Genomic DNA, 18,867 nt, shown 5'->3' with positions numbered 1-18,867 from the left:
GTGTGAGACAAGAAAACAGTCACTTTATGAAAAGTGACCGTCTCCATTCTTTATTCTAAACCTTCATAGAGTGAACGAACAGCCTCAACGACTTGTTCTTGTCCAATTTCTTCTGCATCGCCACCACGACGGGCTTTTAATTCGACGATTCCTTCTGCCGCTTTTTTGCCGACGTTCAAGCGAACCGGTAGACCGATCAAATCCGCATCGGCGAATTTGACGCCTGCTCGTTCTTTCCGGTCGTCAAGTAGGACGCTAAAACCTGCAGCTGTCAACTCACGGTATAGTGTTTCTCCGAGTTCAAGCTGTTCCGCATTTTTACCATTGACGACGATCAAATGGACATCGTATGGTGCGATCGCTTTTGGCCAAATGATCCCACGCTCATCATAATGCTGTTCGACGACTGCCGACAATGTCCGCGAGACACCGATGCCGTAACATCCCATGATGAGTGGTTGTGCTTTACCGCCTTCATCGAGGAACGTCGCTCCCATTCCTTCAGAGTAACGTGTTCCGAGTTTGAAGACTTGACCGACTTCGATGCCACGTGCGAATTTAACGTTTCCGTTGCCGTCTGGTGACGCGTCACCTTCTTCAACGAAGCGCAAGTCTGTATATTCTGCTTCGAAATCACGACTTGGGTCGACATGGATATAATGCGTTTCCGCTTTGTTTGCACCACAGACAGCGTTCGTCAAGGCACGAATCGCGTAATCGGCGACGATCTTCATGTCTGCCCCGATTGGTCCGAGTGTTCCAGGCGTTGAGTGAAGCGCTGCTTCAATCTCTTCGTCGCTCGCCATCGTGATGTCGAGTGCTCCCAGATAGTTTTTCAACTTGATATCGTTGACTTCGTGATCGCCCCGGACGAGTGCCATGACAAGCCCTTGCTCCGTCTTGAAGATGACGGTCTTGATTGATTCGTTTGCTGGTAAATTCAGATGTGCGCTGACCGCTTCGATCGTCTTCGCATCTGCCGTATGCACTTCTTCAAGTGCTTCTGGTGCTTTGTCTTGCTTCGGATAGGCATCGATGGACTCTGCCATCTCTAAGTTCGCTGCATAATCCGATTGGTCCGAGTAGACGATCGTATCTTCACCGATTGCTGCTAACGCATGGAACTCATGTGTTCCACTACCACCAATCGCACCTGAGTCAGCGACGACTGGACGGAACTCAAGACCAACACGTGTGAAGATCCGCGAATACGTATCAAACATGTTTTGATACTCTTCGTCTAAGCTCTCTTGTGAAGAATGGAACGAATAAGCGTCCTTCATGATGAACTCACGACCACGTAATAAACCGAAACGTGGACGACGTTCGTCACGGTACTTCATTTGAATCTGGAAGAGATTGACCGGTAACTTTTTGTACGAGTTCAATTCATCGCGAACGATTGAAGTGATCAGTTCCTCGTGCGTCGCTCCGAGCGCGAACCGGCGATCATGACGATCCGTCAAGCGCATTAATTCAGGTCCATAGATATCCCAGCGTCCTGTTTCTTCCCATAGTTCAGCTGGTTGAATCGCTGGCATCAGTAATTCTTGCGCACCCGCCGCTTCTAATTCCTCGCGGATGATCGTCTCGATGTTTGCGAGTACTCGTTTTGCGAGTGGTAGATACGAATAGATCCCAGCGGCATTTTGACGCATGAATCCTGCACGAAGCAAGAGTTGGTGACTGATGGCTTCTGCATCAGATGGTACTTCACGCAACGTTGGCATGAATAGTTTTGATTGTTTCATAATGAGTCACGAACTCCTTTGACTGAGTGATTAATTAAAAGAATTTTTGAATGTCGTTCCAAGTGACGACGAGCATGAGTAGCATCAAAAGCGCAAAACCGACGAAGTGAACCAATCCTTCTTTTTGAGGATCAACTGGTTTACCGCGTAAGGCTTCAAGGAAGAGGAACAACAATCGTCCTCCGTCAAGTGCTGGAAGTGGCAATAAGTTGAAGACTGCTAAGTTGACGGACAACAATGCTGTCCATGTCAATAGCATCGAGAACCCACTATCTGCGACCTGATCGGTCATTTTGACGATCCCGACTGGTCCTGATAATTGATCGACGCCAACGACACCCGTTACGAGATCTCCAACAGCTCCGACGATAAGCGTCGACATCCGCCATGTTTCTGAAACGCCCGTTTGTAGTGCTGTTCCGAATGATTTTTCTGTCTCATTCGTGACACCGATGATGCCAACCTTCTGTTCCCCTTGCTGTTGCACTTTTGGCGTGATCTCAGTTGTCGTCTCTTTTCCATCACGCTCATATTTTACTTCTGTCGCTTTCCCAGCACGATCTTGGAATCCAGCACGTAAATCTGTCCATTTTGCTGTATCCTGTCCGTTGACCGAGATAATCCGGTCACCTTCAACAAGTCCTGCTTGATCGGCAGGTGAACCTTTTTGTACTGTTCCGATGACGCTTTCCCCTGTCGGAGAACCATTATATAAGGCAAGACCGAATAAAATGACGAACGCAAGGACAAAGTTCATGAACGGTCCTGCAGCAATCGCAAGGACGCGTTTCCATACGGATTTCGAACCAAATGTGCGGTCATATGGCGCAATTTGTGTCCGTGTCTGACCTTCGACAAGAAATGCTGTCGGTGAGACAGGATAGCGAACCGATGTCTCGTCTTGTAACCCAACGAGTTCGAGTTGACGCAACAAGTCAATCCGCTCGACAGTAACGACTTGATCGACTTGTGGCTGATCCGCATCGAAATAAATCGTCTCGATGACGCCGTCCTTTAACTGTAATCCAACGGTTTGACCTGATTTGATCTCTACGAGTTCAGGTTCTTCACCCGCCATCTTGACGTAACCGCCAATCGGCAACAGGCGTACCGTATACAACGTCTCATTCTTAAACACTGAAAAGATCTTCGGTCCAAATCCAATCGCGAATTCCCGACAGAGAATACCTGCCCGCTTCGCCATTACGAGATGACCCCATTCATGGACGGCGACGAGTACACCGAACATCAGCACGATTGAAATAAAGGTCGTCATTACTTATCCCATCCTTAGTTAGCGAATGTAAGAGACGATACGAACTCACGCGCCCATCGATCAGCTTCAAGGATTTGATCCAAAGAAGGCTCCTCGATAAGCTCATGAGCTTGAAGCGCCGCCTCGACGCTCGCTTCGATTTCTAAAAAGCGAATGTCCCCTTTTAAGAAACGGTCCACCGCTTGTTCGTTCGCAGCATTGAGTACTGATGGCATCGATCCGCCGGCTTGACCCGCTTCAAAAGCAAGTCGTAACAACGGATAACGCTCAAATGATGCATCAGCAAAGTGTAAGCGTCCGATTTCCTTTAAGTTTAACCGTTCTCCCCCTTGGATTTCAAGGCGGGACGGATATGTAAGAGCGTACTGAATCGGTTCTCGCATGTCGGGCATACCAAGCTGAGCCATGACAGCCCCATCGTTGAATTCGACCATCGAGTGGATGATGGATTCACGGTGAATGACGACATCGATATCCGCATAGTCGACATCAAATAACCAGTGTGCTTCAATGACTTCGAACCCTTTGTTCATCATCGTCGCGGAATCAATCGTGATTTTTGCTCCCATCGACCAGTTCGGATGCGCTAGTGCTTGTTCGACCGTCACGTCTGCCAGTTCTTCACGTGATTGATCACGGAAGCTTCCGCCTGACGCCGTCAAGATGATTTGACGGACATCTTCTCGCCGCTCACCGTTCAAGCATTGGAAAATCGCCGCATGCTCACTATCGACTGGTAAAATCGTCACGTTTTTTTCGCGCGCGAGCTTCATGACAAGGTGCCCTGCCGTGACGAGTGTTTCTTTGTTCGCAAGACCAATCGTCTTACCCGCCTCGATCGCGGCAAGCGTCGGACGTAAGCCAACAGCTCCTACGACCGCTGTAATGACTGTATCGACTTCAGGATGCGTCACGACATCAAGCAATCCTTCTTCACCGATGACGATCGTCGGCTGATAACTCAACTGCTGCTCGAGTTCTTGACGTGTTGTCTCATCTTGAACTCCGACAAGCATCGGTTGCAAACGATTCAACCACGGTACGGCGACCGCCGTGTTGCGACCAAATGCAAAACTCGTCAATTCAAAAAGGTCTGGATTAGCCGCAATGACATCAAGTGTCTGCGTACCAATCGATCCCGTTCCACCGATGATACTGATTTTCTTCATAATGAAGTGCCTCCTCAAGCAAAGATATCGAGTACGACGAGGACCGTAAAGACGATCATCATGCTGTCGAACCGATCTAGAATACCACCATGGCCCGGTAGTAACGTTCCAGAATCCTTCACACCATAATGGCGTTTGTAAGCGGACTGGACCAAGTCACCAAGTTGCCCAACGACGGCAACGATGATGGCAAGGACAATGACTTTCCCAAAACCGACTGTCGGTTCGATACTTTCAAACACGACACCGAGTAAGATGGCAAGTAGCACGCCACCGACTGCCCCTTCAATCGTTTTGTTCGGGCTGATTGACGGCCACAGTTTATTCTTACCAAATCGTTTCCCGACGAAGTACGCCCCTGAATCCGTAAACCAGATCAAGAGAATGATCAAGAGCGACCACGTTAATCCATGTTCGAGTAAACGGATGTAGGCGAACGATGCAAAACCGACACCGACATAAACCGCAGTCAGCAGTAAAAAGGCGACATCATCGAACGTAAAGACATTTTTCGAAAACACATTCCAAAAGAGACCGATCAATAAAATGATCATTGCCCAAGCGATTGGTGAAAGTCCGATTGGGAGTGTCCGATCGACTGCCTCTTCATAGATACCGACGAATGGTAATAATGTGCCGATCCCGAATAAAATCCGTGGAATGCGCGAACCGCTCCATTGTCGCATCCGGACGAGCTCGGTATAACCGAGAATCGTTAGTATTGCCATAAACGCTAAAAAGGGAAGTCCACCGATGTACAAAAGCGCCAAAAAGATGGCGCCTGCCCATATCCCTGTGATAATCCGAGTTTTCATAAGCTAGTTCCTCATTTAATCAGACGCCGCCAAATCGGCGTGTCCGTTGATTGTAATCTTCAATTGCTGCCAAGAAAGCATCCCGACGGAACTCTGGCCACAAGACATCTGTAAAATAAAACTCTGCGTACGCCGCTTGCCAAAGTAAGAAGTTCGATAACCGTTGTTCGCCACTCGTTCGAATCACGAAATCGACATCGGTTACGGATCCTGTCATTAGCTCGCGCTCGATCGTCTCCGGTGTAATCGCGTCCGGTGACAATGTTCCTGCCTGAACCTGTGCGCCCAGTTTTTGCATGACTTGCACGAGCTCATCGCGTCCTCCATAATTCAGAGCGAAAATCAGACGAAGTCCTGTATTGTGTTGCGTATCCAGTTTCGCTTGTTCCACTGCCTCACGTGTGAAATGAGGGAGGCGTGACACTTCTCCTGCTACCTCGACTTTGACATTTTGCGCGTCTAACTCTTTTAAATCCGACTCTAGAAATTGTGCCGGCAGTTTCATGAGAAAACTCACTTCTTCTTCCGGACGCGTCCAATTCTCCGTCGAGAAGGCGTATAATGTCAGACTCTTAACGCCGAGTTCATTTGCAACCCGAACGACCTCACGAATCGATTTCATGCCTTCGCGATGTCCCATGATACGCGGAAGTCCGCGCTTTTGTGCCCATCTACCGTTTCCATCCATGATGATAGCGACGTGCTCAGGCACCCGGTCATAGGTTTCGGTTTCTTTCGTCTGATTCAACCATTGAAACATCCGCACTTCCTCCTCTCTCAATTATGAAGAAAGGGACTCTTCGTGTGACAAAGAGTCCCCCCCATGACGATCCGTCGCGTCATACTTCCATGATTTCTTGTTCTTTTTCCGTTGCTGTCTGATCAAGTTGTTTAACGAACTTGTCTGTCAACGTCTGAACATCTTCTGTGTAGCCACGCAAATCATCTTCTGTCAATGCACCATCTTTTTCTTGTTTCTTTAACTGCTCGTTCGTATCACGACGAATGTTACGGAGGGCGACCTTACCTTCTTCCGTATACTTCTTGACGAGTTTGACGAGTTCCTTCCGGCGCTCTTCCGTTAGTGGTGGAATCGCAAGACGGATGACTGTACCATCAGATGATGGCGCAAGACCAAGATCAGCACGTTGAATCGCTTTTTCAATCTCGCTTACCATTGATTTATCCCATGGAGTGATCAAGATAAGACGTGCTTCTGGTGTGTTGACGTTCGCTACTTGATTGAGCGGTGTCGGTGAACCGTAGTATTCGACTTGAACAGGATCTAAAATCGCAACGTTCGCACGACCTGCGCGGAGTGTCGCAAGTTCTTTCTTAAGTGAAAGATGTGCTTTTTCCATCCGTTCTTCGGCTTGTTTTAAGATTTCTTTTGACATATTATTTCCCCCTTACGATTGTCCCGATTTCGTCACCGATGACGACACGTTTGATGTTACCTTCTTCCATCAACGAGAAGACGATGAGCGGGATGTCATTGTCCATACAAAGTGATGTTGCTGTAGAATCCATGACTTGAAGTCCATCCTTTAAGACATCCAAGTAAGAGAGCGTTTCGAACTTCTTCGCTTCTGGATCAACATTCGGGTCAGCTGAGTAGACACCATCAACGTTGTTTTTCGCCATCAAGATGACCTCTGCTTCAATTTCAGCTGCACGAAGAGCAGCTGTCGTATCTGTCGAGAAGTACGGATTCCCTGTACCTGCTGCAAAGATGACGACGCGTCCTTTTTCAAGGTGACGCATCGCACGACGGCGAATGTACGGTTCTGCTACTTGGCGCATCTCGATTGATGTTTGAACACGTGTTTCAACACCTACATCTTCTAAGCTGTCTTGAAGCGCAAGCGAGTTCATGACTGTCGCTAGCATCCCCATATAATCGGCGTTGGCCCGGTCCATCCCAAGTTCTGCACCTGTTTTGCCACGCCAAATGTTTCCAGCTCCGACGACGACCGCTACTTCAACGTTCAATTCAACTAATTCGCGAATCTGTTCCGAGATAGATTTGACGATGACAGGATTGATCCCAAACCCTTGATCTCCTGCGAGCGCTTCTCCGCTCAATTTTAACACAATCCGGTTATATTTCGGTTGCATGACTATGTCCCCCTTGCTAAATTCCGTAAAAAAGGAACACGAACCACTTCCACACGAAAGTGGATTGAAGCATACGTGTTCCTTCTCTTGTCATCAGGATGATCCCGATTCTTATTTTTTAAGTTGGTTCATAACTTCTTCAGCGAAGTTCTCTTCGCGTTTTTCCATACCTTCTCCAACTTCGAAGCGTACGAATGACACGACTTTACCGCCTTTAGATTCTACATATTTACCAACTTTGAAGTCTGGATCTTTGACGAACGTTTGATCGACGAGGCAGATTTCCTCGAAGAACTTGTTCATACGACCAACGATCATTTTTTCAACGATGTTAGCTGGTTTTCCTTCGTTCAACGCTTGCTCAGTGAGGACTTTTTCTTCACGCGCTTTTTCTTCTTCTGTGACAGAAGTACGGTCAACGTAAAGTGGACGTGCTGCTGCGATGTGCATTGCAACGTCTTTTGCAACTGTTTCGTCTGTCGTACCTTCGATGACGACGACTGAACCGATGCGTCCACCCATGTGGAGGTAAGAACCGAAGACTGCGTCATCTGCTTTTGTGAAGAGTGCTACGCGACGGAGTGAGATTTTCTCTCCGATTGTTGAAGCTTCTTCTGAGATGTATGTGTCGATTGTTTTACCTGCTTCGTATTCAGAAGCAAGAGCTGCTTCAGCAGTCTCAGAACCGTTACGGAGAACAGCGTCTGCGATATTTTGAACGAGTGTTTGGAAACGTTCGTTTTTCGCAACGAAGTCTGTTTCTGAGTTGATTTCGACGAGTGCCGCTTTGTTACCGTCAACTGCAACTGCAGTCAACCCTTCAGCAGCGATACGATCGCCTTTTGCTGCTGCTTTAGCGATCCCTTTTTCACGCAAGAAATCTACTGCTGCGTTCATGTCACCGTCAGTTTCAACGAGTGCTTTTTTGCAGTCGAGCATACCTGCACCTGTTTTTTCACGAAGTTCTTTAACCATTGCTGCTGTAATAGCCATTCGATATTCCTCCTTATAACATCCTTAGTTTCAAAAAAAAGGTGATAAAAGGTCGATTCCCTTTATCACCTGGCATCACGAATTACTCAGCGTCTGCTACTACTTCTTCAGTAGTTTCAGGTGCTACGTTATCTTCGCCTTGTTTAACTTCGAGGATTGCGTCAGCCATTTTACCAGTGAGCAATTTGACTGCACGGATCGCATCGTCGTTCGCTGGGATGACGTAGTCGATTTCGTCTGGATCACAGTTAGTATCAACAATCGCAACGATTGGGATGTTGAGTTTGTGTGCTTCTGCAATCGCGATACGCTCTTTGCGTGGGTCAACGATGAAGAGTGCATCCGGAACGCCTGGCATATCTTTGATACCGCCGAGGAATTTCTCAAGACGAGTCATTTCTTTTTTAAGAATGATGACTTCTTTTTTAGGAAGAACTTCGAATGTACCGTTCTCTTCCATTTTTTCGAGTTGTTTCAAACGGTTGATACGTTTTTTGATTGTAGAGAAGTTCGTGAGAGTTCCACCCAACCAACGTTCGTTGATGAAGTATTGACCTGCACGGATCGCTTCTTCTTTCACAGTGTCTTGAGCTTGTTTTTTCGTACCAACGAAAAGAACGTTTCCGCCTTCAGACGCTACTTCACGGATGAAGTTGTATGCTTCGTCTACTTTTTTGACCGTTTTTTGAAGGTCGATGATGTAGATTCCGTTCCGTTCTGTGAAGATGTATTTTGCCATTTTTGGGTTCCAACGGCGTGTTTGGTGACCGAAGTGTACACCAGCTTCTAACAATTGTTTCATCGAGATTACTGCCATGATGAATTCCTCCTTTTGGGTTTTGGATGTCCTCCGCGATGATCGTCTGTCCAGCTAACCTATTAAAGGCACCGCAGCTGGCGATACATGCGTGCGTAATTAACACCGTAGACTAATATAGCATAAAGATTACCGAGGGGCAACCTTCGTTTGATGAGAAAGTTTAGCAATCAAAGCAACCTCTCCCGTCCCACGATTCAAAGACCGCGCAAGCGTCTCAAGATCTGCTCCTTCTCGTAGCGCCTGCTTGACATCCGTTAACGTTGGTTCTTTTGAAATGGATTGTTCGATTTCGACGGTTTCCGATTTCTCGTATGTAGCCGCCTTCACCATCTGTGGAGACGCGTCCGGTACTTGATCAACCTGTTTGTTCGCTTCAATTACGGATGTCTCCGTCATGGCGTTGACGTTCTCCATGAAATGAAGCAACACTTGTTCCGTCTCATTCTTTTCACGTTCCAACCGGGTAATTCGGTCTTTAAGCGCTGCCTGCTGGCGAAACAACACCAGCAGCGCATAACAGACTAAAGCAGCTAATAAAATATAAACGACAGTCATAATTCTTCCTTTCACATGGCGACACGATCTGCTAAGTAGGCACTTCCGAGCGCATTCTTCAACTTACGAAGCGCTTTTGAATGGATTTGTGAAATACGGGAAGTCGAGAGCCCGAGGACTTCACCAATTTCAGTAAGCGTCAATTCTTCATAATAGAACAACGAGACGACAAGTTGTTCTTTTTCGGATAGCCCTTCGACTTCCTCTGCCAGTTTAGCAATCAACTCTCGCATTAATAACATATCTTCCGGTGTAGCAGTATCTGGATCTAAATAGGAGACGGTCATCGCCTTCCCCTCATCCTGTAGCGTGACTGCTTCATCGATCGATAATACATTCGCAAAATAGCTTTCTGCTAAAGCACCCTTGACCTCGTCCGGTGTCATGTCGACGATGGAAGAGACTTCGTCTAACGTCGGCGTCCGTTGCAAAGATTGTTCAAGGATCTCGACGGCTGCCTCGACCCGTTTTGCTTTTTCCCGTAAGGAACGTGGTAACCAATCGATTTTACGAAGCCCATCTAAAATAGCTCCTCGAATCCGAAAGGCGGCATACGTGTCGAATTTATTATTATGATTTTGATCGAATTTTTGAAGCGCATCGTACAATCCCATCATCCCTAAACTTTTCAACTCGTCTCGATCGACACTTTTAGGCAACGTCGCACTTAAACGCTGAACATGGTATTGAACAAGTGGTTCATAATTGTGAAGTAACAGGTCTGCCACCGCAATATCGCGTGTGGTCAGCCATCGATCCCAAAGTTGTTGTAATTCCTCACGCATGACCATTCCTCCTCTAGATTTCCAGCGTCCCGACATTCACCGTCCGGATGACGAGACGCCCTGATTGTGAGTGGAACTCGATCGTTCGTCCATTCGTGCCGCCAACATCTTCGGCAACGAGTGGAATTTTGACTTGTTGAAGCATTGCTTTGACCGCAGCGATGTTTCGCTCACCAATCCGCATTGATTCATGTTCATACTTAAATTGAAACATCTGAGCCCCACCCGCAATCTTCGCACGTAATCGGATGGCTCCACTTGCTCGTAATTCGCGGGCTACCTCTAGAATTGCCGTATCCGCGAACTTTCCGACTTCAAGCTCCCGATTCCGACTGATCGCTGAATCAGGCAACATGACATGCGCCATACTCGATAACCCTCGTTCCTGGTCATAGATGACGACGCCTACACACGATCCAAGACCCGCCGTCCGTAAAATGACGGGGCGTTTACTGATGGCGTACTCCGCAATCCCAATCCGTACGATTTCATCCATTCAAGTCCACACCCAATCGTTCGAAGACCGTCTGAAAGGCGTTAGCTTCAGGCAACAAAAGTAAATGTCCGGTCAAATCGTTTCCTGCACTAGACAAATGAGTGTCGATATAGACAGCCATATTTCCTGGAGTCGTTGATTCAAGTAAGGCTACTTCAAGTAACGCACCAACCATATCAAACGCTGATGCAGGAACACTGACATGTAACGATAAATCAAGCCAATCGGAGATAGCCCGAGCGTATGCTCCAATTAAAATATTCCCAATTTCTTCCCAAGCAGAAACCCCCATTTCGTGGGAATCGGAAAAAAAGTGGAATTCCGTCTGCATCAATTGGCTCACGAGCTTCTCTGCATCACGAAGTGGCATCAAAAAAAGTAACGTTGCTTGAATATCGCCAGAAAAACGTAACAATGCACCAGCGGTATACGTTTCCGCCCCTCCACTTCGCTCGATGATCGTCGTGAAATCCTCAAGTTCAGCGGAAGGTACTTCGATCTCAATCGGTTGTCCAAGTAAGGTTGAAAGTGCTGTCGCTGCGTGACCAGCTCCAATGTTGCCGACTTCCCGTAAAATGTCCCGTTCGTTTGGATTAAGCATGAACGATGTCCTCAAATAAGCGATTCGGTTCAATCAACGAAAACAATTGCTGATCGCCTTTTGCGACTGCAGTCAAATACGAGGCATCCTCCTGCTTTTGTTCACTGAGCGGTTCAATCCGAACATCCGTTGATTCGACGACTTCGTTTGCCCGGTCGACGATGAATCCAGCGTCCCCATGCTCCAAAGTGGCGATGATGATGCGTGTTTCTTCCGTTTCTTCCATTAATTCGAATCCAAGGCGGGCACGCAGGTCAATCACGGGAGTGACGACACCTCGCAAATTGATGACTCCTTTGACATAGGATGCAGCGTTCGGAATCCGTGTGATCGGGATGAGCCGTTCGATTGAACGAACAGACTGTACATCAATACCGTATGCATTATCTTCTAATTGAAAAACAACCCATTTTTGTTCCATCTTCGTTCCCCTCACTTCCGTAATAGTGCATTGCTGTCAATGATCAATGCGACTTGTCCGTCTCCAAGAATCGTCGCGCCAGAAATGGCACGGATGCCTTCTAGATAACTACCGAGTGGCTTCATGACGATCTCCTGTTGACCGATCAATTCGGATACGATCAACCCTGCTAATTTTTCGCCACTCCGGACGACGACGACCGAATAGGCTTCTGCCTCATGTTGTGGCAATCCGTAAACTTCATTCAGCGAAATAAGTGGAACCAATTGTCCACGGAAATCAAATACTTTTTCCCGGTGCGCTTGCAGGATCGCCGATTTACGTAAAGATGTCGTCTCGATGATGGCAGTCAGTGGAATTGCATACGTTTCTTGTCCGAGCTCAACGAGCATGGCTGAGATGATCGAGAGCGTCAATGGTAAACTGATACGGAAAATCGTTCCTTCTCCGCGACGTGTCTCAACGAATACTTCTCCACCCAATGATTCGATCTTTGATTTGACGACGTCGAGACCAACACCACGACCAGACAAGTCCGTGACTTCTTCTGCTGTCGAGAAACCAGGTGCGAATAACAGCATCGAAGCCTCTTCGATCGTTAATTGCATCGTTTCTTCTTCTGTGATCAATCCTTTTTCAATCGCAATCCGTGTGACACGTTCGTGATTGATACCTGCTCCATCATCTTCAATCTCGATGAAGACTCGGTTTCCTGAATGGTAGGCACGAAGCGAAAGATTTCCTTCGACCGGCTTATTCGCTAAAATCCGTTCCGCTTTGTTTTCAATTCCATGATCGATCGCATTACGGATCAAGTGGACAAGTGGATCACCAATCTCATCGATGACTGTGCGATCAAGTTCCGTCTCAGCACCCGTAATGTGTAGTTTGATATGTTTTCCGACATCCTTCGAAACGGAACGCACCATTCGTGGGAAGCGGTTGAATACTTGTTCGATCGGCATCATTCGTAACGTTAAAACGAGTGATTGCAATTCGTTCGTGCCCCGTTTGATCCGTTCGACCGTATCTGTCAATTCCGGTGAGCTGACTTCTGCTGCAATACGCTCCAAACGTCCGCGGTCGATGATGAACTCTTCGAACAGATTCATCAAACGATCAATCCGCTCGAGATTGACACGAATCGTTTTCGAAGCGACAGGCACAGATAGATCTGTCTGTTCTGGTGAATCCGGTGAAGCTATTGGTGCAGGTACTGATGTCGCAACCGGCACTTCCTGTGGAAGGGTGGATGTCGCCACCTCTGCTTCTGGTGTTGCTTCGAACACGTCCATCGTTACTGTTGCGACTTCAGAAACCGAGGCAACCGCCTCTTGAATGACCGATTGCTCTTGTTGTGTCACGAATAAAACAGAGAATGACGTCTCAAAATGTTCTTGCTCCAGTTCATCAGATGTCGGATTCGACAAAATGACATCTCCGAGCTGTTGTAAACGATCAAAGACCATGTAGACACGTGCCGCTTTTAAGATGACGTCTGCTGAAAGTTCGACTTGGACGATATAGGCTTGATAACCGGACGCAATCGATTGTTTGACGACCGCTTCCGAATAGACATCACATTCGAATGTTGATGGTGCAGTTGATGGCGTAACCGAAATGATCTCTTCTTGTTCGGGACGAATGAACTGCTGTAATCGTCTCACTGTTTCCGTAACGTCAAGTTTCCCTTTTCCACCGCGACTGATGTCTTCTACCATCGTTTCCAGTTGCTCAGCAGCAACGAATAGGACATCGATCAACTCAGCTGTAGCGGGTTGTTTCTTTGATCTGACTAAATCAAGGGCGCTCTCCATCTCATGCGTCAAATCAGCGATCGCATCATATCCCATCGTTCCTGCCATCCCTTTTAGCGTATGGGCAGAACGGAAAATTTGATCGATGACCGCTTCATCGTCTAATCGTTCTTCAAAAACCAATAAGCTTGTGTTAATAGCTTGTAAATGCTCCATCGACTCATCGAGGAACAACCCCACATATTCATTTAAGTCCATGACTGATACCCTCCTTTAATCTTAACGGACATGATCTTTTCGTTTTTTCAGACGATGTAACAATCGATCTAAAAACTTCCGTTCTTTGACTTGTACACCTGTTAGAGACGTCGTGATATGATCGAGTCGCCAACTGACGTCACTCGTTCGATCCATCAAGTAAAATGGCATCTGTGCCTTGACTGCTTTGACGACTGTCGGATCTTCCGGCAAAAAACCGGTAAAGCGCAGTGGCTTTTGTAAAAATTGTTGGCTGACGAGCGCTAGTCGATCAAACGTTTCAAGTGCTTCTCCACCATTCGTCGCCCGATTGACGACTACGGAAATCGGAAGATCCGTCGCATGATGGTGTGCCAGTTTGACGAACGCATAACCGTCCATGATTGAAGTCGGCTCTGGCGTGACGATCAACCAGGCTTCGTCTGCACTACTGATAAAATCGAACGTCTGATGATTGGCGCCGGCTCCTAAATCGAGCAACACAAAATCATACTCATAGAAAAATTGGAATTCCCGCAGTAGGAACACGACATCCTCCTTCGTCAGATTCGTCAGTTCCGCAAATCCACTCCCGCCATGAATGAAATGAAGGGATGGCGACTGTTCAACGATTGCGTGCTGGAGTGATTCTCGTCGTTTGACGCATTCCATCAAGGATGACTTCGATGATTTACCGAATAGAATACCAATGTTCGCCATCCCGATATCAAGATCAATCAAGAGTACTCGTTTTTCTTGTAACGATAATGCCACGCCAAGATTCACCGCGACATTCGTTTTTCCGACGCCACCTTTTCCACTCACGATGGCAATCGTCTTCGTTTCCTTGACGGTCACTTTTGATCGTAAGACACGTGCTTGATCTTCTCGCATCATCTCATCCCTCTCTCGACGATCATTCGGGATAACTCATCCGCCGTAGCGAACGTGATGTCTTCTGGCACTTCTTGACCCGTTGTCACGCAATAGATTGGTAACTCCGTTTCTGTCATAAGTCCAAACATCGACCACAGTTCACTTGTTTCATCTGCTTTCGAAAATACGAACCCTGATAAGGGAATCTTGCTGAAACGATCGTGGATCTGTAATAAATCTCGATATTTCGATGTCAAACTAAGAACTAAGAATACATCCGTATCCTCAAAGTCATGACGACTTCGTAATTGCTCTACATATGCTTCGTCAAGGAAATTCCGTCCCGCTGTATCGACAAGTACGATATCGCATGAAGCTAGCGCCTGCTTCGCTTGTTCGAAATCTTCCAGGTCGTATGCAACATGAATAGGAATACCTAATATGTCGGCATATGTCTTCAGTTGTTCAATCGCTGAGATCCGGTATGTATCGGTTGTGATGAGACCGACTCGTTGATTTTTGATGAGCGTATGGTGTGCAGCGAGTTTAGCGATGGTCGTCGTCTTACCGACACCAGTTGGTCCCGTCAGCATGACATAACGTGCAGTCGACGGCGTCACGCGTAATGCCGTCTTTACTTCTTCCGTCAAGAGATCGGTTAATTCCGTTTGCTGCGTTTGATAGTACGCAGTCAGTAATCGCTCATGCAATCGTTCAGACACTTGTTGTAACGCTGGTTCTGCCAACAGCGGCGCATAATGTCGCAATTCTTTTGGCAATGGTCGTTCGCCGATCGTAACGATCGTTGGACGCACGGGGATCGGTTGGATGGTTTCCACAATGTCCTTCCGACTCGTTGTTTGCTTCGAGACGATCGGTTCGTTCGACACATGTTCATCCACCGATGCAACCAGTTCCACTTTTTTCTTCGCAAATAATCCAAAGAATCCGCCCACTTTGATATGGCGAGTATTTAATATGATGGCATCGTTACCGAGTTCGCGTTTGATGCGTTCCATGGCTTCGCTAACGGAATCCGCCGTGACTTTTTTGACTATCATCGCTTAAATCACCCCAATACTCTTAACTTCAATCGTCGGCATTAATTCGTTATAAGACAAAATCGGAATATCTGGAAAATACCGTTCTGTCAATTGACGGACGAACATCCGGATACTTGGAGAAGTCAGGATGATCGGATGCGCCCCGTACCGTTCGAATTCCGTTGCTCGCTCCTGTAACGTCTCGATGAAACGTGTCGCCTTTTCGGGATCAAGCGCTAAATAATTTCCAAACTCCGTCTTTTGGATGGCCGACTGGATATCCAGTTCCATCTCACTCGAAACCGTCACGACATGCAAGACATCTCCTTGCATGACCTGTTCCGTAATTTGCCGCGATAAGGATTGACGGACATATTCAGCAAGCAATTCGCTGTCTTTCGTCACCGCCGCATAGTCCGCGAGCGTTTCAAAAATCAATGGTAGATTTCGAATCGAGACTTTTTCTTTTAATAATTGAACGAATACTTTTTGAAGTTCCCCGATTGATAACAGTTGTGGTGTTACTTCCTCGACCAAAATCGGATGCGATTCCTTCAAATGATCGACCAACTGTTTCGTCTCTTCTCGACCGAGTAACTCAGCGGCATGTTTCTTCAAGAGCTCCGTTAAATGCGTCGCGACGACGGAAGGTGGATCAACGACCGTATAGCCTGACATCTCTGCTCGGCTCCGTGTCTGCTCATCAATCCAGAGTGCCGGCATACCGAAAGCCGGTTCAACCGTCTCGATACCTCGAATTTCTGGATCGTCGACACCCGGGCTCATCGCTAAATAATGATCCAGTAATAGCTCACCACTTGCCATCTCACTTCCGCGAATCTTGATTCGATACTGGTTCGGTGATAACTGCAGGTGATCACGAATCCGAACGGTCGGTAGAACGAATCCAAGTTCGAGTGCTAGCTGCCGACGAATCATGACGACACGATCGAGTAGATCGCCACCTTGCGCTTCATCAGCGAGTGGAATCAAACCGTAACCGAATTCAAATTCAATCGTATCGACATTCAATAAGGAAATGACCGATTCACTCGAACGCAAGTTTTCGCTCGGCGCTTCCTCAACGGCGACCTCTTCTTGCATCGTCTTCGTCGTCTGTTTCATTCGCCAAGCGAAGAAGCCGAACAACGCTGCAATCGGCATCGTGACGTAATCAGGAATCGCTGTGAATAGTCCGAGTAAGAAGATTGCTCCAGCCGCGATTCCGACGAGTAACGGTGTCCGTGTCAATTGACCGATGACATCCTCCCCAAGGTTTCCGTCGGATGTCGAGCGCGTGACGATGATTCCGGTCGCAACCGAAATCAACAGTGCTGGAATCTGACTGACAAGACCATCTCCGACCGTCAGTAACGTATACAATTTGACTGACTCAGCCATCGGTAAGCCTTGTTGGACGACACCGATGATCATTCCAAAGATCAAGTTAATGATGACGATGATGATACCAGCAATCGCATCTCCTTTAACAAACTTCGAGGCCCCGTCCATCGCGCCATAAAAGTCTGCTTCCGATTGAATTTTTTGACGACGAGTCCGAGCTTGTAATTCGTCGATCATACCGGAGTTCAAGTCGGCGTCGATTGCCATCTGTTTTCCGGGCATCGCATCAAGCGTAAAACGTGCCGACACTTCCGAGACTCGTTCTGACCCCTTCGTAATGACGAGGAACTGGATCAAGACGAGAATCAAAAAGACGACGAAACCGACGAGTGCCTTACCGCCGACGACAAAATTTCCAAAAGCCTCGATAACTTCGCCACCATTTCCGTTTGATAGGATCGCCCGTGTCGTCGAGACGTTAAGTGCCAGACGAAACAAAGTGACGATCAATAACAACGTCGGAAAGACAGAAAACTCAAGTGCCTCTTTGGCATTCATCGCAACGAGTAATACCATCAAAGCAATTAAGATATTGATGATGATTAAAAAATCGAGCATGATAGCAGGCAGTGGGATGACGAGCATGAAGACGATCATGATGACGCCTAGCAGAACCGTTAAATCTCGTGTTGATATACTCATGATGCTTCATCCTTTCATTTTGCTTGTTTCAGTTGATAGACAAAGGCGAGTGTTTCAGCGAGCGCCTGATAGAACGTTTCATCCACTGCCATACCAATCTCTGTTTGAGCGAACAACGCCCGCGCCAGCGGACGATTTTCAACAATCGGGACATCAGCTGCTGTCGCCTTCTCCCGAATCCGGAACGCGACAGCATCTACGCCTTTTGCAACGACAATCGGTGCCATATGTTTTCCGTCATCGTATTGGATCGCTACCGCATAATGGGTCGGGTTCGTGATGACGACATCGGCATTCGGTATTTCTTGCATCATCCGCCGCATCGCCATCTCCCGTTGTTGTTGTTTAATCTTTCCTTTGATTTGAGGGTCACCTTCCGTGTTCTTATGCTCATCCTTTAAATCCTGTTTACTCATTCGAATCGACTTTTCGAAATCAAATTTTTGATAAGCGAAGTCTAGAATGGCTAACGCGATCAAGGCGATACTGACCGACAAACCGAGTAAAAATGTTAAATGACCAATGATAGCTAACGCATCGCCGATTGGTTCCGAGGTCAACCTCGAAATCTCGACTTTGTTGTTCCAAAGAACCGTGCCACTCGTGACACCGATGACTAACAGTTTAAAAACGGATTTCAAAAACTCGACGAGTGCTTTAACGCTAACGATCCGTTTGACGCCTTGAAGCGGATTGATCCGGTCCAGCTTCGGCTGAATCGCCTCACCACTTAAGAGCACACCAATCTGAACGAAATTGCCAAGGATTCCGATGACGACCGCTGTTAAAAAGAACGGTGCGACTAAAATCCCCATTTGAATCAGCATCTCGACTAAAATCTGTTCAATTCGTCCCTCTTCAACAGCTTGCAGAACTTGACTTGCACTGAGACCATCTTGTAGGACGAGTACGAATCGCCGTCCTAGAAATGGACCGAAAAAATAGAGAACAAGAAACATCGCGAATAACATAAAACTACTCGTTAAGTCTGCTGATTTTGCGACCTGTCCCTTTTTACGCGAGTCATCCCGCTTTCGAGGTGTCGCTTTTTCCGTCTTCTCACCAGCGAAGTACTGAAGATCAAGGCGTAATCGATATGAATGCATGT

General features: G+C 47.3%; 19 protein-coding genes. All 19 read right to left on the bottom strand.

All coding sequences use genetic code 11. The annotated features are described in order from the left end of the window. Positions 1 to 50 precede the first annotated feature (50 nt). A complete protein-coding gene (locus AYO36_RS04960) occupies positions 51 to 1,751 on the bottom strand; it encodes a proline--tRNA ligase (protein WP_050677461.1) in 1,701 nt (566 codons plus the stop codon). 34 nt (positions 1,752 to 1,785) lie between these two features. Then, positions 1,786 to 3,027, bottom strand: coding sequence for an RIP metalloprotease RseP (gene rseP / locus AYO36_RS04955; RefSeq protein ID WP_023468687.1), 1,242 nt, complete (start codon positions 3,025 to 3,027; stop codon positions 1,786 to 1,788). 14 nt (positions 3,028 to 3,041) lie between these two features. After that, positions 3,042 to 4,196, bottom strand: coding sequence for a 1-deoxy-D-xylulose-5-phosphate reductoisomerase (locus AYO36_RS04950; RefSeq protein ID WP_064299660.1), 1,155 nt, complete (start codon positions 4,194 to 4,196; stop codon positions 3,042 to 3,044). A gap of 14 nt (positions 4,197 to 4,210) precedes the next feature. Further along, positions 4,211 to 5,011, bottom strand: coding sequence for a phosphatidate cytidylyltransferase (locus AYO36_RS04945; protein WP_029342045.1), 801 nt, complete (start codon positions 5,009 to 5,011; stop codon positions 4,211 to 4,213). A 19-nt stretch (positions 5,012 to 5,030) separates the two neighbouring features. Then, the gene (locus AYO36_RS04940) at positions 5,031 to 5,771 is read right to left on the bottom strand and encodes an undecaprenyl pyrophosphate synthase (protein ID WP_029342046.1); all 741 of its coding nucleotides are present in this window, start codon (positions 5,769 to 5,771) and stop codon (positions 5,031 to 5,033) included. 79 nt (positions 5,772 to 5,850) lie between these two features. Beyond that, positions 5,851 to 6,408, bottom strand: a complete 558-nt coding sequence (frr, locus tag AYO36_RS04935; RefSeq protein ID WP_023468691.1) for a ribosome recycling factor — start codon at positions 6,406 to 6,408, stop codon at positions 5,851 to 5,853. 1 nt (position 6,409) lies between these two features. Further along, complete coding sequence (gene pyrH, locus AYO36_RS04930) at positions 6,410 to 7,129, bottom strand: UMP kinase (RefSeq protein ID WP_029342047.1); 720 nt, start codon at positions 7,127 to 7,129, stop codon at positions 6,410 to 6,412. Between the two features lie 111 nt (positions 7,130 to 7,240). Next, a complete protein-coding gene (gene tsf, locus AYO36_RS04925) occupies positions 7,241 to 8,122 on the bottom strand; it encodes a translation elongation factor Ts (RefSeq protein WP_023468693.1) in 882 nt (293 codons plus the stop codon). 82 nt (positions 8,123 to 8,204) lie between these two features. Then, positions 8,205 to 8,939 carry a 30S ribosomal protein S2 gene (rpsB, locus tag AYO36_RS04920; protein WP_012370721.1) on the bottom strand — a complete coding sequence of 245 codons (735 nt, stop codon included), beginning with the start codon at positions 8,937 to 8,939 and terminating at the stop codon, positions 8,205 to 8,207. 129 nt (positions 8,940 to 9,068) lie between these two features. Further along, positions 9,069 to 9,497 (bottom strand): hypothetical protein, encoded by a 429-nt coding sequence (locus AYO36_RS04915; protein ID WP_064299659.1) that lies wholly within the window; start codon positions 9,495 to 9,497, stop codon positions 9,069 to 9,071. Between the two features lie 11 nt (positions 9,498 to 9,508). Then, the gene (locus AYO36_RS04910) at positions 9,509 to 10,282 is read right to left on the bottom strand and encodes a FliA/WhiG family RNA polymerase sigma factor (protein ID WP_047393832.1); all 774 of its coding nucleotides are present in this window, start codon (positions 10,280 to 10,282) and stop codon (positions 9,509 to 9,511) included. A 13-nt stretch (positions 10,283 to 10,295) separates the two neighbouring features. Further along, complete coding sequence (locus AYO36_RS04905) at positions 10,296 to 10,778, bottom strand: chemotaxis protein CheD (protein ID WP_029342052.1); 483 nt, start codon at positions 10,776 to 10,778, stop codon at positions 10,296 to 10,298. Then, positions 10,771 to 11,379 (bottom strand): chemotaxis protein CheC, encoded by a 609-nt coding sequence (locus tag AYO36_RS04900; protein ID WP_029342053.1) that lies wholly within the window; start codon positions 11,377 to 11,379, stop codon positions 10,771 to 10,773. Before AYO36_RS04900 ends, AYO36_RS04905 begins: the two co-directional genes overlap by 8 nt. Further along, on the bottom strand, positions 11,372 to 11,800 hold the full coding sequence (locus AYO36_RS04895; RefSeq protein WP_029342054.1) for a chemotaxis protein CheW: 429 nt from the start codon (positions 11,798 to 11,800) through the stop codon (positions 11,372 to 11,374). The genes AYO36_RS04900 and AYO36_RS04895 overlap by 8 nt, the downstream gene beginning before the upstream one ends. Before the next feature lie 11 nt (positions 11,801 to 11,811). Beyond that, positions 11,812 to 13,815 (bottom strand): chemotaxis protein CheA, encoded by a 2,004-nt coding sequence (locus tag AYO36_RS04890; protein WP_064299658.1) that lies wholly within the window; start codon positions 13,813 to 13,815, stop codon positions 11,812 to 11,814. 21 nt (positions 13,816 to 13,836) lie between these two features. Then, a complete protein-coding gene (locus tag AYO36_RS04885; RefSeq protein ID WP_050677468.1) occupies positions 13,837 to 14,691 on the bottom strand; it encodes a MinD/ParA family protein in 855 nt (284 codons plus the stop codon). Beyond that, positions 14,688 to 15,731, bottom strand: coding sequence for a flagellar biosynthesis protein FlhF (locus AYO36_RS04880; protein WP_064299657.1), 1,044 nt, complete (start codon positions 15,729 to 15,731; stop codon positions 14,688 to 14,690). The genes AYO36_RS04885 and AYO36_RS04880 overlap by 4 nt, the downstream gene beginning before the upstream one ends. 3 nt (positions 15,732 to 15,734) lie before the next feature. Beyond that, a complete protein-coding gene (flhA, locus tag AYO36_RS04875; protein ID WP_064299656.1) occupies positions 15,735 to 17,759 on the bottom strand; it encodes a flagellar biosynthesis protein FlhA in 2,025 nt (674 codons plus the stop codon). A gap of 14 nt (positions 17,760 to 17,773) precedes the next feature. Further along, a complete protein-coding gene (gene flhB, locus AYO36_RS04870) occupies positions 17,774 to 18,865 on the bottom strand; it encodes a flagellar biosynthesis protein FlhB (RefSeq protein WP_029342059.1) in 1,092 nt (363 codons plus the stop codon). Positions 18,866 to 18,867 lie beyond the last annotated feature (2 nt).

It is taken from the genome of Exiguobacterium sp. KKBO11 (assembly GCF_001644945.1).
Taxonomy (GTDB): Bacteria; Bacillota; Bacilli; order Exiguobacteriales; family Exiguobacteriaceae; genus Exiguobacterium_A; species Exiguobacterium_A abrahamii.
Note: the sequence above shows the minus strand (reverse complement) of the source record. Positions and strands in the feature narration are given on the sequence as shown.